The following is a 15,886-nucleotide window of genomic DNA, read 5'->3' as shown; positions in this document are numbered from 1 at the left end:
GGCGGCCGCATCTGCTCGGCCGCCAGCGACTCTACGATATCGGTGCCGATACCGGGGAGGGGACCTGGGCGCGTGGCCCAGGGACGCATTGCCGTCAGGCTGGGGTGAGCTCGCTGACGTCGGCGAGTAGCTCGAAGGATCGCAGCCAGGACGCGCGATCGACGACGCCGGACGCAACGATCAACTCGTCCGCATCGGCGTGACGAGCGAAACGATCGAGATAGTCCTTGACCGTTGCGGGCGTACCCACCGCCGAGTACTTGACCATCTGCATGATCTGGCGCCCTTGCGGTGCGTCGAGCAGCATGTCGGCTTCTTCGTCCGTGAAGCTACGTCCACGGCCGAGAAGCAAGCTCACTCGGCTCCGCTTGGTAGCGAGAAATTGTTCTTGCGCTGAAGCTTCGGAGTCCGCGGCAATCACGTTGACACCGACGATGACGTGCGGGGCGTCGAGTTGCGCAGACGGACGGAAGTCTCGGCGATAGATGGCGACGGCTTCTTCGAGTGCATCCGGTGCGAAGTGTGAGGCGAAGGCGAACGGTAAACCGAGGGCGGCGGCGAGTTGTGCGCCGAACAGTGACGATCCGAGGATGTACAGCGGAACGTTCGTACCCTGGCCAGGAGTCGCGACAACTCCCGGGACGAGTGAGTTGTCGGAGAGGTAGCCCTGCAACTCCTGAACGTCCTGGGGGAAGCGGTCGGCCGACGACGGATCGCGACGCATGGCCCGCATCGTCTGCTGATCGCTTCCCGGTGCTCGGCCGAGACCGAGGTCGATCCGGCCTGGGTGAAGTGTGGCGAGGGTCCCGAACTGCTCGGCGATGGACAGAGGTGCGTGGTTGGGCAGCATCACGCCGCCGGAACCGAGCCTGATACGGCTGGTGTTGGAGGCGACATGGCCGATGAGAACACTGGTTGCCGACGATGCGATGGAGCGCATGTTGTGGTGCTCTGCGTACCAGATGCGGCGGTAACCCCAGTCCTCCGCGTGCTGAGCGAGAGCGACGCTGGCGTCGAAGCTGTCCTTCACGGATTCGCCTTCGCCGATGTGCGCCAGATCGAGGATGGAGAGTGGAACGGACACAGTGGGCGCCAGCCTTTCGTACGAATGTCGAACGTTTCTCGTGCAGAGATCGTTTGTCTTGTCGCTTCAACCGGTCCGCACCACTCGGTATTCCGATGCGCGGATCGGACTGGCCGCACTGGCGCCGATGAGCTAGCCTTTCGCGAAACAGACCTCTCGCCTGGGAAACGAGAGTGTCTGCGGTAATGGGGATACCGACCAGGTGGGGGCATCTGCAGACGTGAGTACGGTTCGGTTCATTCGTGGTGCGCGTCGACCTGTGCCGCGGACTCCCGGTGGGGAAGTAGCGCTACAGGCACCGCCGGAGATCCCGCGCATCGTTCCAGGCAATCTGGTGACCAAGCTCATGCCGGTGGTGATGGTCGCGGCGATGGTGGGCATGGTCGCGTTGATGTTCACCTCGGGTATGGCGGCCAACCCGATGATGTTGATGTTTCCAGCCATGATGATGGTGTCGATGCTGGGGATGGTGGCGGGCGGCGGCCGATCCGGGGGCGCACGAACGGCTGAGGCCAACGAAGATCGCAAGGACTACCTGCGCTACCTCGACCAGCTTCGTAAGGACGTTGCCGTCACATCGACGAGTCAGCGGAGAGCATTGGAATGGTCTCACCCCGATCCCGATGTGTTGTGGTCGTTGGCGGGCACTTCTCGAATGTGGGAGCGGCGCGTCGCGGATCCAGATTTCTGCCATATCAGAGTAGGTCGCGGTTCTCAGCGCCTGGCAACTCGCCTCGTTGCTCCCGAGACCGGTCCGGTCGAAGAGTTGGAACCGGTGTCGGCCGTGTCGCTCAGACGGTTCGTGCGCGCACATTCGGTCGTGAGCGTTTTGCCGACTGCAGTGTCGATGCGGGGATTCGCCGCGGTTTCCGTCACCGGCGATCGCGCGGCGGGACGGGCAGTCGTACGTTCGATGCTCGCGTCACTGTGCATGTTTCACGATCCCGACCAGGTTCGCGTCGCGGTGGTGTGTGGTCCGGACACGGTGGCCCACTGGGAGTGGACGAAGTGGCTTCCTCACACGCAGCACGATCTGATTCGTGATGGTGCCGGAACCGCGCGCATGATCTACGGTTCGTTCCTCGAACTGGAAGGCGCTCTCGGCGAATACCTCTCGCTCCGAAACAGATTCGCCCGCGGCACGCCACCGACCGCCGGTGTTCCGCACCTCGTCATCGTGATCGACGGCGGTCTGCTCGACAACAGTGGTACCGACCTGGTGCGAACCGGACTGGAATCGGTGACCCTGGTCGACCTGTCCGGTTTCGCGACGAGTCTGGCTACAAGTCGTGGTCTACGTCTGTTCACAGAGAACGGATCGATCGGTGCGGTGAGCGGACCGCAGCTCGAGGTGTTCGGGGCAGCCGACGTACTGAGTGTCGCGCAAGCGGAGACCGTCGCACGACGGCTGTCGCCCTACCGAACCGTGGCCTCCGCCGGCACCGATCCGTCGACGGACGAGCCGGAATCGATCGCCAGCTGGAATCGCCTACTGTCGATTCCCGACGTCGGACAGCTCGACCCGGATAGAGCGTGGACGCCTCGGCGAGGCCGCGATCGGCTCCGCGTACCGATCGGCGTCGCGCCCGACGGCAGCGCGGTCGAGATCGACTTGAAGGAATCCGCCGAGAACGGCATGGGACCGCACGGCCTGTGTATCGGAGCAACCGGTTCTGGTAAATCCGAATTCTTACGGACGCTCGTGCTCGGGCTCGTCGCCACCCACGGACCCGATCAGTTGAATCTGGTTCTGGTGGACTTCAAGGGTGGAGCGACCTTCGCCGGGCTCGAGGATGCGCCCCATGTCGCAGCGGTGATCACCAATCTGTCGGACGACCTCGCCCTCGTCGACCGAATGAAAGACGCGCTGGCGGGCGAAATGAACAGGCGTCAGGAAGTCCTGCGTGATTCGGGGAATTTCGCCAACGTGACCGACTACGAGAAGGCGCGCGCGGCGGGGGCATCGCTTGCACCGTTGCCTGCCTTGTTCATCGTCGTCGACGAATTTTCGGAATTGCTCAGTCAGCAACCGGATTTTGCGGATCTGTTCGTTGCCGTCGGGAGGCTCGGACGGTCGTTGCACATGCATCTACTGCTTGCGAGCCAACGGTTGGAAGAGGGAAAGCTGCGCGGTCTGGACAGTCACCTCTCGTACCGAATCGGTTTGAAGACATTCTCGGCGAATGAATCCCGAACTGTCCTCGGTGTACCGGACGCCTACCACCTTCCAGCTCAGCCCGGTGCGGGCTATCTCAAGTGCGACTCTGCCGAGATCATGCGGTTCGCGGCGTCGTACGTGTCGGGTCCGTATGTCCGACCCCGCGGACGGGTTCGGACAAATCGGCATTCGGTCGTAGATCTCGCGCCGAGAATTTTCAGCGCATATCCCGTTGCGATGGGATCGCAGCAGGACATGGAAGGGGGAGGGCGGCTGGACCTTGATCTGCTCCCTGCAGCGGATCGCGAGGACGTGACCGACGGCAGCACCGTGCTCGATGTTGTCGTCGATCGCATACGTGGTCACGGCAACCCAGCACACGAGGTCTGGTTGCCGCCGCTCGGTGCGTCGCCGACTCTCGATCGAATGATTCCGAACTCCGTTCTGGTCTCGTCGGTGACAGCAGCTCCGACCCTGCGGATTCCTCTGGGCATCGTCGATCGTCCGTTCGATCAGCGCCGCGAACTGCTTCGGATCGACTTGTCCTCCGCGCAAGGGCATCTGGCAATCGTCGGAGGGCCACAGTCCGGAAAGTCCACCGCGTTGCGCACTCTCGTCATGGCGCTTGCCCTCACGCACACTCCCGAGCAGGTCCAGTTCTACTGCTTGGATTTCGGCGGTGGAACACTCAACGGACTTGCCGGGCTTCCTCACGTGGGTTCTGTTGCCAGCCGTCTCGACGTGGACCGCGTACGCAGGACGGTTGCGGAGGTGGCTGCCGTGATCGGACAGCGCGAGAGATTGTTCCGCCAGCGTGGAATCGACTCGATGGTCGACTTCCGTAGACGACGGGTAGAAAATCCAGTCGACAGTGAGGACAATTTCGGAGACGTGTTTCTCGTCGTCGACGGATGGGGCAGCATTCGATCCGATTTCGAGTCGCTCGAACCTCAGCTGGCGTCGTTGACAGCGCAGGGATTGTCTTACGGTGTCCACCTGCTGATCACAGCAGCGCGGTGGGGGGAAATTCGTCCAGCGACGAAGGATCTGGTCGGCACGCGAATAGAACTGAAGCTCGGTGACCCGTCGGATTCGGAGTTCGGGCGCGTGAAGGCTGCACGCGTACCCGAAAGCAGGCCGGGACGTGGAATCACCAAAGACGGACTCCACCTGTTGATCGGGCTTCCCCGGGTCGATGATTCGTCATCCACCCTCGACCTCGGCGCCGGTATAAGTGCGGCTGTGGCGGCGGTCGCTGCAGCGTACGTCGGTCGCTCCGCGCCGGCAGTTCGCATGCTCCCGGGGAGCTTGCCGCGGTCGGAACTGCGGGAGATGCTTGTCGGGCGGTGGCCGCGTTCGAGGGGTGCTACCCCTGAGCTCTGGGTTCCCCTCGGCATCGATGAGGCCGAGTTGAAGCCAGTGGCGGTCGATTTCGCCGAGCAGCCACATTTTCTCGTGTTCGGCGACACCGAGTGCGGCAAGACAGCGTTGCTCAAATCGATCTGCACGTCGTTGATCGAGGCCAATTCACCTGCGCAGGTCAAGTTGATCCTCGCCGACTATCGCCGCACCATGCTCGGCACCGTGGATTCGGACCACCTCGCTGGATACGCTGCGTCGCATTCGGTTCTGATGACGATGATGACCGAACTGGCGGCCAAGCTCGCCGATCGGATGCCGGGATCGGACGTGACGCAACAGCAGCTCCGCGAGCGATCCTGGTGGAGTGGACCCGAGATCTTCGTGATAGTCGACGACTACGATTTGGTGGCTACCGCATCGGGTAACCCGTTGACGGTGTTGGCCGAATATCTCCCGCACGCCCGTGACATTGGGTTCCACCTCGTCGTCGCACGCCGCTCCGGGGGTGCGTCTCGGACGATGTACGACCAAATAATCTCGCGGATAAAGGATCTCGTGTCGCCTGGTCTCGTGATGAGTGGTAGTCGTGACGAGGGGAATCTGATCGGAACGGTCAAGCCGAGCCCGATGCCCGCAGGTAGGGGAACGTTGATCGAGCGGCGAGGCCAGTCTCTGATTCAGCTGGCGTGGACTCCTGAATGAGTCACGAACGAACCTATGCCGCTGTTCATCTGGGTGATCGGACAGTGTCGGTCCTGCTGTCGGTCGGCGCCACAGTCACCGAGCGTTGCTACGAGACCGCGGTGTCTTTCCGCGCCGGTTCTCCGGTGTATCTCGCCGATGCCGACGGTGCAGTACCCGCAGTCGCCGCGCCGAACGTCCCGATCCGGATGGCCGATTCGGCGGCATCGGTCGAGCGCAATCCGTGGGCTTTCGTCGATGATCCCGAGATGCTGGTCGGCTCCACCGTGGTACCTGTCGACGTGGTGTTCGGTGGCACCATCGCTGCAGCACTCCTGGCATCGGGTGCGGGTGCGGGTGGAACCGTGGATCTGCTCGAAATTGCATGCCCATCCAGTTGGGGTCAGGCCCGCCAGGACGTGATGCAGAAAGCAGCCAAGTCCTCGGCCCGCGAGGTGTTAGTGGTGGATGCCGCTACCGCTGCCGCGCAGTCCATCGGCGAGCGTGCGCCCTCCTTCGCGATGGTCGTGGAGATCGGTGACACCAGCTCGATCGTGTGTTCGCTGACCCGAACATCAGCCGGAGGTGGCAGCTCGACGCAGGCCTACGGCCGAACGGGCCACTGGGATGAAGTCGGTGTTCGGGATATCGCGGCAGACGTGGACGCCGAAGCGGTGCACGACGAAGCGGTGCACGACGAAGCGGTGCACGACGAAGCGGTGCACGACGAAGCTTCGGGCCGGCGCGCGGCACCGGGTCGTCGGCGTCGTGAGTCGGCTGCGTCGAAGTCACTGCGCGAGAGAGTTACCGCGAGCGCGGCCCGCCACGGTGGTCGCGATCTTGTCGACGTGTTCGTGCTGAACACGGCCTCTGCACCAGTCTCGGCCGACTTTCTCGCAGGTGTAGGCATGTATCGAATGCACCACTTACGCGGTGCGGACGTTGTGCGTTCGATGGCCGCTCGCATGGGCGTCTCGACATTGCCATCCGAATCGGGACGAGAACCCGTGTCGAACCGCGTTGTGTCGAACCGTGGTGTGGAGTCGAGCCGTGGTTCGGGACCGGTGAATGGGTCGACCGCATCCGAGAGCGCGGACCTTCCCATTGCGTTGTACCAGGACGTCTCGCGTCAGGACATGCCTGCCTCGCAAGCTCCGCTGCAGGGTGCGGCTCCATCGCCCCTTCGCGCCGGTGCATGGTTGGACGAGGTGCATCCCGTCCTCGCCCCAGCGCGATCGAAGATGCCCCTCGTCCTCGGTGTCATGGGTGCGTTGGCGCTTGTCGCTGCACTCGTTGTTGCGGTGTCGGGTTCGCCGACCCCTGTCGCGATCCCGGTCGGATCGGCAACCGTCCCGCATCCTTCGATCCCGAGTCCTTCGAACACGGTGCAGCAATCGTCCGCGGCAGCCGCTACCACAGTGGTAACTCCGGTTCCAGATTCGGGATTCGTTCGGTTCGCCTACGGTCGAGCGAGTATCGAGTTACCGATCGGGTGGACCCCGCGAGCCGAGGACACCCGTCTGGTGCTGATTCCACCGGATTTCCCCGACCGCAGGATCGTGTTGACGACGATCGAGTTGGTGCCGGGCGCCACCCTGGATGGAGTTGCCGACGATCTGACGGCTCAGTTGGCCGCGCGAGGCGAGCAGTCACGGATTGGGAACCTCTCGCGTGCAACCGATTTTGGTGAAAGGGTGGGAATATCGTACGAAGAGTCGCCCGGTGACGAGTCGGTGGTTCGATGGCGGGTTTTCGTCGACGGCGATCTTCAGGTCAACATCGGATGCCAGAGCTCGATTGGCACCGAGGAGGCGCTCGAAGCCGATTGTGAGCGGGCCGCAGCGACGTTGGAGGTGACGAGGCCTCGATGAGCGGGAAGAAGTTTCGAGAAATTGTGCATTCGATGGAACCGATTCGTACTGCCCGTGCGTCCAAGGGTATGTAGGGGAGATCCGCAGGAATGTCGTCGTAGTTCTCACGACCGCGAATCACCGTCTCGTCCGAGTATTCGTCCGAGTGCTCGAAACCATAGAAACACGGGTACGCGGAAACGCGGACACGTGAAGGATACAAGGAGTCGACATGGCAGAAACCGACATTCAGACCATGATCGCTGTCGCCGCAAAGGTCGACGGCCTGCGTGACCAGATCGGCGGCTTGCTTCGGGCGCTTCGCTCCGATGTCGATCTGGCTGCGTCCGGTATCTGGAAGGGGACGGCCTCGACCACGTTCGCTCAGGTCATGACCAATTGGGACTCGAGCGCGTTCAAATTGGAGAACGCCCTCGCCGGAATCAGTGAGTCGATCAAGACGAGCGGCATTCAGTACGACCAGTCCGAGCAGGACAACGTCTCCGGCTTCCAGAATGTGGCCGGCACGCTCAACCTCTGATCGATGGCCGTGGGGTGCCGAACCTGTTCATGGACTGAACCGTCTGCGCTTCAGAGGCTTGCGCTCTACCTGATGTCTTGCCCAACCCCGACAACACTTCACTGACTGAGTCGACTGCGGTCGACGCTACGAATACGAGGGACTGATGATGAACGGTGAAATCAAGTACAACTTCGGCGCGATCGGTGATCTGGCCGGCGGGATGACCACCAAATGGTCGTCGTTGAACGAGAAGCTCGACGAGATCAAGTCATCGATACAGCCGCTCGTGGCGACGTGGCAGGGCGCCGACTCCGATGCGTACCAGGTCAAGCAAGGTGAGTGGAACAACGCTCAGAACGAGCTCAACGGCGTTCTGCAGAGCCTCATCGGCTCGGTTACCTCGGGTAATCAGCGCATGATGGAGCAAGAGGCTGCCAACAGGTCGCGCTTCTCCTGATCTGAGCCCTCGCAGCAGTCGGCCCCGGCATCACACGATGCCGGGGCCGACTGCTGTCCGCACTGGGTGTTGCCCCGATTGTGTAGTTCACTGACAGGGTGGACGTACATCGGACTCGAATTACCGAGGCCAGGGCAGTAGCAGTTGCCCGGCTCGAGTCGTTGCGAGCGCAGTTCGAGGAGATCGTCGCCGCATCGAAGTTCTCGACCGACGACGACGAGCACGATCCCGAGGGGTCGACCATCGCATTCGAGCGGGCGACGGTGGGCTCGCTCGCACACGATGCCGAGAACGAGATCCGTGAGCTCGATGCCGCGGCCGAGCGGGTGGAGGCTGGCACCTACGGCAGGTGCGATCGATGCCGCGAACCCATCGCCGATGCTCGGCTGGAGGCCCTCCCCGCGGCAGTGCGGTGTATCGCCTGCGTACGGTTGCGCTGACGCTCGCGGCCACGATCGTCGCAGACCGAGGTCGATCGGTGAGACCTGTTTTGACCTGGGGGAGTACTTGCCGGTATCGTCCCTCGTTGGCGTGCATGGGCTCGCCGCGCGAAGTACTGCGCAGCGAACTCTTGATCTCGGGTCTCAACTGGCCGCCGAGGTCATCAACACGCTTTGGCCAGCAGCGACATCATGAAGACAGGAATTTCTGTGTCTACATATAGCCCGAAGGCCGGGGACACCACCCGGACTTGGCATGTGATCGACGCCACGGACGTCGTGCTCGGACGCCTCGCCGTCCAGGCAGCGACTCTGCTCCGCGGCAAGCACAAGCCGACCTACGCACCCAACGTCGACGGTGGCGACTTCGTCGTCATCATCAACGCGGAGAAGGTTGCCGTCAGTGGCAACAAGCTCGACGGCAAGTTCCACCACCACCACTCCGGCCACCCGGGCGGCTTGAAGTCGCGCTCGACTCGACAGATCCTGGAGAACAACCCGGATCGTTTGGTGGAGAAGGCAGTCAAGGGCATGATCCCGAAGAACAAGCTCGGTAATGCCATCGTGGGCAAGCTCAAGGTGTACGCGGGACCGAACCACCCGCACACCGCGCAGCAGCCCGTTCCGTTCGAGATCAAGCAGGTGTCCCAGTGACGGCGCCGGAGGGAAATGACGTGACGTCGCAGGAAAACCCCGCAGAGGTCGAATCTGCTCCAGAGGTCGAGATCGCCGCAGACGAGTTTGTGGCTGTCGAAGAGCCCGAGGTCGTCGAAGAGATCGAGGCCGCTGCTGCAGCGCCCGCACCGATCCTGTTCGATCGCCCCGTTCAGACCGTCGGTCGCCGTAAGGAAGCTGTCGCGCGCGTCCGCTTCTCGGCCGGTACCGGTGGCTTCAAGCTCAACGGCCGCACTCTGGAAGATTACTTCCCGAACAAGGTTCACCAGCAGCTCATCAAGGCTCCCATGGTCCTCGTGGACCGTGCAGAGTCCTTCGACATCATCGCTCTGCTTCACGGCGGCGGGCCCTCCGGTCAGGCAGGCGCATTGCGTCTCGCCATCGCGCGTGCGCTCATCGAGGTCACCCCCGATGATCGCCCGGCGCTCAAGGCCGCTGGATTCCTCACGCGTGACGCTCGTGCAGTCGAGCGGAAGAAGTACGGCCTGAAGAAGGCCCGTAAGGCGTCGCAGTACTCCAAGCGCTGACGCTTTCACACCAGTTTTACCCGCGAGGGCAGGCGCCGCAGTATCGGGTGCCTGCCCTCGCGGCGTTTTTTTCGATGTTTTCTCGTCAAGGGGGACTATTCGTATGACTCGACTTTTCGGAACAGACGGGGTTCGGGGACTGGCCAACGGCCTGCTTACTCCAGAACTTGCGCTGCAGGTCGCCAAGGCCGCGGCCGCGGTACTCGCGCCCGAGTCGAGAAATGCCCGTCCGGTGGCCGTCCTGGGCCGTGATCCGCGCGCAAGTGGCGAAATGCTTGCTGCCGCCGTGACCGCAGGTCTGACAGCTTCGGGCGTCGATGTCGTCGACGTCGGAATTCTTCCCACGCCCGCCGTAGCTTTTCTTACTTCGGAGTACGACGCTGCGCTCGGCGTGATGATTTCAGCCTCGCACAATCCGATGCCGGACAACGGGATCAAGATCTTCGCCGCGGGCGGGCACAAGCTCGATGACGACGTAGAGGATCGAATCGAACAATTCATCGCAGGCGGGGCCATGTCGTTCGCGGCAACCGGTGACCGGATCGGGCGTGTTCGCATCGCGGACGACGCCGCCAAGCGTTACATCGACCATGTCGGAACTGCACCCGAGAATCGCCTCGACGGTCTGACGATCGTGGTCGATTGCGCGCATGGAGCGGCGTCGGTCGTCGGACCTGAGATTTACACCGCCGCGGGTGCCACGGTGATTGCAATCAATGCCGAGCCGAACGGGCTCAACATCAACGACGGTTGCGGTTCGACTCACATGGACGCTCTGCAAAAGGCGGTCGTCGAGCACTCCGCCGATCTGGGAATCGCGCACGACGGCGACGCCGATCGCTGCCTCGCCGTCGATGCGACGGGTGCGATCGTGGATGGCGACGAAATCATGGCCGTGCTGGCTGTCGGAATGAAGGAGTCGGGAACACTGACCGCCGACACCTTGGTCGCAACGGTGATGAGCAACCTCGGTCTCCACATAGCCATGCGGGAGGCAGGTATCACGTTGCGCACTGCAGCTGTAGGTGATCGCTACGTGCTCGAAGAACTGCGCGCCGGTGGATACGCTCTGGGCGGGGAGCAGAGCGGCCATGTCGTGCTGCCGCAGTTCGGCACCACGGGCGACGGCGTTCTCACCGCTCTGCTGGTCATGGACCGCATGGCTGCCACAGGCCGTTCGCTCGCGGATCTAGCGTCAGTGATGACGACACTTCCACAGGTGCTGATCAACGTGAAGGTGTCGGATAAGGTCGCGGTGGCGTTATCGAAGTCCGTACTCGACGGTGTCGCCGAGGTGGAGGGCGTGCTCGGGGATACCGGTCGAGTTCTGTTGCGGCCGAGCGGAACGGAGCAACTGGTTCGAGTGATGGTCGAGGCCGCGGAGCCGGATCTCGCCCGCCGACTCGCCGAGGATCTGGCGAGCCGGGTCGGGCAAGTCTGAACTACACGATCCGGCAGTGGCTACTCGATGAGGCAGTGGCTACTTTGATGAGGCAGTGGCTACTCGAGCAATGCGCTCGATCACGCGGTGAGATTGCGTAGCGCAGTGAGCTGGGCAACGCGTCCGGCCGTATCCTCGGCAAGCGGAGCGACGTTCAGTGTCGTGATACCTGCCTCGGCGAAGGCTGCGACGCGCTCCTTGACGTAGCTCTCCGGTCCGATGAGGTTGACCGCGCGAACCAACTCGTCGGGCACCGCTGCTGCGGCTTCCTCTTTCTTGCCTGCCAAGTAGAGATCTTGAATCTTCTCGGCTTCGGCCTCGTACCCGTAGCGCTGCGCAAGGTCGTTGTAGAAGTTCTTGCCCTTGGCTCCCATGCCTCCGATGTAGAGGGCGAGGTGGGGTTTGACCCAGGGCAGGTACTTCTCGGCATCCTCGCCGATGGCCAGTGTCGGGCTTGCGAAGACCTGTAATTCGCCGAGTGACGGATCGCGTTTGGCCTTACCGGCGGCGAGTGCATCGCCCCATACCTGTTCGGCCTTCTCCGGGAAGTAGAAGATGGGCTGCCAGCCTTCGGCGATCTCTGCGGTGAGCTCGACATTCTTCGGTCCCAGAGCAGCAATCACCACTGGGATGCGCTCACGCACAGGATGATTGATCAGCTTGAGAGGCTTGCCGAGGCCTGTGCCCTTCTCGGCGGGCAACGGGATTTGGTAATACTTGCCCTGGTGCTCGACCTTCTCGCGACGCCACACCTGGCGGCAGATCTCGACGACCTCGCGCGTACGGGCGATGGGTGCGTCGTACTTGACGCCGTGAAAGCCCTCGACAACCTGAGGTCCCGACGCGCCGAGCCCGAGCACGAACCGGCCGTCCGAGACGTAGTCGAGTCCGGCCGCGGTCATCGCGGTGAGCGACGGCGTGCGTGTGTAAATTTGAAAAATGCCCGATGCGATCTTGATCGTGGACGTCTTCGCAGCGAGGAACCCGAGCTGGCTCACGGCGTCGAACGAATAGGCCTCGGGGACGAAGATGATGTCCAGGCCAGCCTTCTCCAGCTCCGCCACTTCTGCGACGGTCTCGCTGAATCCGCCCGAATAATTCAGCATGGTTCCGATATGCATGAGACTCCTCGCAGGTGAGATGTATCTACCGGGGTCGGGCGGCGCAGGTTCGAAGTACCGTCCGACCCGAGTTCTTGATCTCGGACGTTACCGGTATCGGATGGAACCGTATCCACGTGGGCTGCGTCGAACATGGCAGGGGACCGATCGGTCCCGAACGGTTCGACGTGGGGGAATGGCCGACATGGAGATCGACTCGAGGTCCGTCACCGACATCGCGAACAATTTCGACACCTCGTCGGGTGCGTTGTCGGATGTCGCAAGCAAGGCCGAAGCGTGGGAATTCGGCTATGACCAAGCCGGGCGAAACTACGGTGACCTGGGCGTGAGAATCGCCGCCGGCTTCGAGGGGGCAGAGTCGATGCTTACCCGCTGGAGCGAAGTGAGTAAGGACAACGCCGTCCAACTCCGCGGAAGTTGTGCGCATTACACATCCGCGGACGAGGTCACCTCGCAGTCGCTTGCCGGTGCTGACCGTGCCGCCGAGCGATGAGTCCCGAGGGCGGCGCTTCCGTCGACAAGATTCTCGACGACGGTGCCGCGGGACTTCTGTACTTCGAACGCTACCTCCCAATCCTTCATCGAGTGAGCGCTGCTACGACGTGGACCTACACCGAACTGTGCGCCCGTTACGACCAGCAGCGAGGGCTGAATCTGGCCTGTCTGTCGGCCGACGCGAAATCCGCGACCGACTGTGCAGCCGCAGCCGGGGTCGAGGTCGAAAGTCAGGAGCAGTGGCTGGCCTTGCTGCGAAGTGCATGGAAAGGTCCGGCGGGGGAGCAAGCAGCGGCCGACATCGCCTCGGATGTCGCTCTCGCGCGTGGACTCGCTGCGGCGATGGACCAACTCGGTCAGGTCATGGGAGCTGCGGGCGAGAACATCCGTACTGCGGTGGCCGACAAGGCTGCGGAAATCGGTCGCTTCGATCCGACGGCGGCAGCTGAGCAAGGGCTCGTCGACGGAAAGCCCCTCCCTGTCGTCGAGTGCATCGACGCGCTGTCCGAGATCGATCCCGATGTGCCGATAGCTACGTCGCGCATGTTGATTGCCGAGGTTGCTGCGGTGCTCCCCGCGGTGCAGTCGCTGGTGCCGTCGGTGGCGCCGGGCCTGGCGCTTCCGTTCGGCGTCGACGCAGGGTCTGTCGACCAGTCCGAGCGGGACAGATTGGCCTCTGCGAAGGCCGTGTGCGCGGACTGGCTACGAAACACTTTCGCTCCCATAGTGTCCGGGGCGTGTCAGCACTTCGCGGAGGTCTGCGGATCGACGGATACTGCTGTGCGAAGCATTCTCTCGACTGTGGCAACGGTGGCCGAGGGGGTCGATGCGGCGCAGTTTCCGCCGGTGGGGAACACCGAGTTCGTCGCCGATTCCCCACCGCTGGAGACAGACCCGCTTGTTTCCGGCATTCCAGCCGCGGGTACTGCCGCTGCGGGCGCCTCTGCTGTGAACGTCGCCGCTCCCGGTGTCATGACATCGAATATCGCTGCGTGCGATGGCCGTGTGAGCGATGCCCCCGCAGCTGCTGATGCTGTCCCCGGCAGTCCTGTGCCCAGCAGTCCTATGCCCAACAACCCAGTGCCCAACAACCCAGTGCCCGACAGACGGCCGGCGGAGGACTCGACGCCGGAAAACGTTGGCACGGCGCTCGAGACCCTGTTCGGACGAATGCCTACGTGCGACGATCTTGTGGGGGCAATCGAAAAAGCAGGCGCCGAACTCACCGATCGCTTGAAGTCCGCGTTGGACGACGCCATGGAGGGCCTCACCGCAGCCGGGCCGGATGCTGGCGGTCCTGCCGAGGCCGGGCCGCAGGAAGGGCCCGGTACTGCCGGCCCGGGAAGTCTTCCCGCTCCGACGGCGCCGGCCCCACCTGCATCGCTCCCGCTACCCGCACTTCCGCCTGCTCCTGAGGTGGGCTCGCCCGTACCGGTGGACGGAACCTCCGAACGTGGGCATCTCGAAGCGGCCCTGGACGGGCACAGTGCTCGGATCGCATTGACACACAATGGGACCGTATCGCTCGAACTGGGAACTCCTGACGGTGCCAGTCAGCACTTCGAGGTGCGGCCGGGACCCTTCGGGCTACCCGTCATTGTCCAGACCGACGGATTGCTGAGCCCGACGCCCGGTTCGGACGAGCCGACCCCCGCGGTGTCCCTCGCCCCTGGGGTGAACACTGACCCTCGGATGAACGCGGTCCCTGCAGATACCGCTGTCCCTGAAAACACCGCTGTCCCAGCGGTGGCTGGTGTTTCCGACCAGTCCGCAATACCCGCAGAAACCCTCGCGCATGGTGGTGTCACGCCACCGAGCATCGTTCCATCTCCGGAGCTGCCCCAACCTCCGATATCCCAACCTCCGATACCGGATCCGACCGGCTCCGGTGCACACCTCACCGAGGCGGGTCCACTGTGAGCCACTCCGCTCCGCGGTGGCGACAGGAAATGGATCGAATCTGCGACGAGCATCGAACCTCGCTCGAGAAATCGACACTGCGATTTCAGCAAATCACTCGTGATGTCGTCGAGCGAAGAGCGCCGAGCGCCACGACGACGCCAGGGGTCGATCGGAATGACAGCTACTCGCCGCACTCGTTTCTACTTCCGGCGAACCTCGACGTCAGGCCGCGCCGAGCGTTGCCCGAGGAGAAAGACGAAGATGATTCGCCGTGGCCGAGTTGGTTGGGGTGATTCCGGGCTTCAGCGCCCGATGACCGCGCGGACAGCAGACAGCGGACTCGGTTTCGGCTGATCGGCGATCGGAGCGTGCGGGTCGATCAGCCGGGTGCCTTTCAATTCCGCGTCGCCCGCCAGTTCCTCGTACGTCTTGTCGCCGGTGAGGTGAAACAGCAGGAATGCTGTGAGCAGGATGCGAGTGGTGCGCACTGTCGACCTCTCGGTTCCGCCGACCACAAGGGGGCTCATCAGGCGCCGCCCTTCGACGATTCCGTCGGACGACGCCTTGTCGATCCGGCGGAAGATCGACGGCCCGCCCATCGCACCTGCCAGCGAGACCGTGTTGTCGTTGAGGGAGTCGGTGATCGCGGCGTCTCCGAGAACGAGTCCGGGAATGGTCAGCGTGTGCGCTGCCTCCTCCGCGCTGGGTGACGACGGCGCCGGGTACAAGGCGGCCACTGCTTTGACATCGGACCTGGCCGCAGCGGTGAGGACTGCCACGCTTGCGCCCATGCCGTGTCCTACGACTGCCAGTTTGTCGGGGTGGACACTGATGTTGCCGGTTCCCAACCGAACACCGGTGACGATGTCCAAGACTGTGCCGAGGTCGCTTGCCAGTCCTCGATGTGATGGAATCGGCCCACGTTCGGTGTCGGGGGCGGCCGCAACGATGCCCCATGAGGCTAGATGCTTCAGTGTGTTTGCGTACCGGTCCGCGCCCAACAGCCAGCCGTGCCCGAAGGCGACAGCGGGCAAGTTGTAGCCCTCAGCTGGACTGAAGACGACGCCGGGCTGGCCGGCGAGCGCGAGGTTGCCGCGGAGCACCTTGTGCGGGCCGCGTTGACCGAGTAGGGCTGCAAGCTTCTTTGGTGTCGCCACGCTCACAACGCTA

Annotated in this window: 14 protein-coding genes; 11 read left to right on the top strand and 3 right to left on the bottom strand. The window is 63.2% G+C overall.

The genetic code is table 11. The annotated features are described in order from the left end of the window. Window positions 1–94 precede the first annotated feature (94 nt). On the bottom strand, window positions 95–1,084 hold the full coding sequence (locus QMK17_RS05225) for an LLM class flavin-dependent oxidoreductase (RefSeq protein WP_283507381.1): 990 nt from the start codon (window positions 1,082–1,084) through the stop codon (window positions 95–97). 220 nt (window positions 1,085–1,304) lie between these two features. On the opposite strand from QMK17_RS05225, the gene eccCa reads away from it, so the two are divergent. The 8 genes from eccCa (at window position 1,305) to glmM (ending at window position 11,198) form a co-directional block, all read left to right on the top strand. Continuing rightward, window positions 1,305–5,306 carry a type VII secretion protein EccCa gene (gene eccCa, locus QMK17_RS05220; RefSeq protein ID WP_283507380.1) on the top strand — a complete coding sequence of 1,334 codons (4,002 nt, stop codon included), beginning with the start codon at window positions 1,305–1,307 and terminating at the stop codon, window positions 5,304–5,306. After that, window positions 5,303–7,156: a type VII secretion-associated protein gene (locus QMK17_RS05215; protein ID WP_283507379.1), complete on the top strand. Its 1,854-nt coding sequence runs from the start codon at window positions 5,303–5,305 to the stop codon at window positions 7,154–7,156. The genes eccCa and QMK17_RS05215 overlap by 4 nt, the downstream gene beginning before the upstream one ends. Before the next feature lie 211 nt (window positions 7,157–7,367). Further along, the gene (locus QMK17_RS05210; protein ID WP_115964509.1) at window positions 7,368–7,676 is read left to right on the top strand and encodes a WXG100 family type VII secretion target; all 309 of its coding nucleotides are present in this window, start codon (window positions 7,368–7,370) and stop codon (window positions 7,674–7,676) included. A gap of 145 nt (window positions 7,677–7,821) precedes the next feature. Then, complete coding sequence (locus QMK17_RS05205) at window positions 7,822–8,115, top strand: WXG100 family type VII secretion target (RefSeq protein WP_283507378.1); 294 nt, start codon at window positions 7,822–7,824, stop codon at window positions 8,113–8,115. Window positions 8,116–8,213: 98 nt separating this feature from the next. After that, complete coding sequence (locus tag QMK17_RS05200; RefSeq protein WP_283507377.1) at window positions 8,214–8,555, top strand: TraR/DksA family transcriptional regulator; 342 nt, start codon at window positions 8,214–8,216, stop codon at window positions 8,553–8,555. Between the two features lie 210 nt (window positions 8,556–8,765). Further along, a complete protein-coding gene (gene rplM, locus QMK17_RS05195; RefSeq protein ID WP_283507376.1) occupies window positions 8,766–9,209 on the top strand; it encodes a 50S ribosomal protein L13 in 444 nt (147 codons plus the stop codon). Beyond that, window positions 9,206–9,757: a 30S ribosomal protein S9 gene (gene rpsI / locus QMK17_RS05190; protein ID WP_283507375.1), complete on the top strand. Its 552-nt coding sequence runs from the start codon at window positions 9,206–9,208 to the stop codon at window positions 9,755–9,757. Before rplM ends, rpsI begins: the two co-directional genes overlap by 4 nt. Window positions 9,758–9,860: 103 nt before the next feature. Further along, a complete protein-coding gene (glmM, locus tag QMK17_RS05185) occupies window positions 9,861–11,198 on the top strand; it encodes a phosphoglucosamine mutase (protein ID WP_283507374.1) in 1,338 nt (445 codons plus the stop codon). An 80-nt stretch (window positions 11,199–11,278) separates the two neighbouring features. On the opposite strand, the gene QMK17_RS05180 is transcribed toward glmM, so the two are convergent. Beyond that, window positions 11,279–12,319: an LLM class F420-dependent oxidoreductase gene (locus tag QMK17_RS05180; RefSeq protein WP_283507373.1), complete on the bottom strand. Its 1,041-nt coding sequence runs from the start codon at window positions 12,317–12,319 to the stop codon at window positions 11,279–11,281. Between QMK17_RS05180 and QMK17_RS05175 the strand changes: the two genes are divergently transcribed. From QMK17_RS05175 to QMK17_RS05165, 3 genes are read left to right on the top strand one after another with little or no spacing between them, the layout of a single operon-like run. Beyond that, the gene (locus tag QMK17_RS05175; RefSeq protein ID WP_283507372.1) at window positions 12,318–12,812 is read left to right on the top strand and encodes a hypothetical protein; all 495 of its coding nucleotides are present in this window, start codon (window positions 12,318–12,320) and stop codon (window positions 12,810–12,812) included. The genes QMK17_RS05180 and QMK17_RS05175 overlap by 2 nt on opposite strands. After that, window positions 12,809–14,734: a hypothetical protein gene (locus QMK17_RS05170; RefSeq protein ID WP_283507371.1), complete on the top strand. Its 1,926-nt coding sequence runs from the start codon at window positions 12,809–12,811 to the stop codon at window positions 14,732–14,734. The genes QMK17_RS05175 and QMK17_RS05170 overlap by 4 nt, the downstream gene beginning before the upstream one ends. Window positions 14,735–14,763: 29 nt before the next feature. After that, the gene (locus QMK17_RS05165) at window positions 14,764–15,009 is read left to right on the top strand and encodes a hypothetical protein (RefSeq protein ID WP_283507370.1); all 246 of its coding nucleotides are present in this window, start codon (window positions 14,764–14,766) and stop codon (window positions 15,007–15,009) included. A 9-nt stretch (window positions 15,010–15,018) separates the two neighbouring features. On the opposite strand, the gene QMK17_RS05160 is transcribed toward QMK17_RS05165, so the two are convergent. Continuing rightward, window positions 15,019–15,873 carry a dienelactone hydrolase family protein gene (locus QMK17_RS05160; RefSeq protein ID WP_283507369.1) on the bottom strand — a complete coding sequence of 285 codons (855 nt, stop codon included), beginning with the start codon at window positions 15,871–15,873 and terminating at the stop codon, window positions 15,019–15,021. Between the last annotated feature and the right edge of the window lie 13 nt (window positions 15,874–15,886).

The organism is Rhodococcus sp. G-MC3 (assembly GCF_030063335.1).
Classification (GTDB): Bacteria; Actinomycetota; Actinomycetes; order Mycobacteriales; family Mycobacteriaceae; genus Rhodococcoides.
The sequence above is the reverse complement of the archived record's forward strand: the minus strand, read 5'-3'. Positions and strand labels throughout refer to the sequence as shown.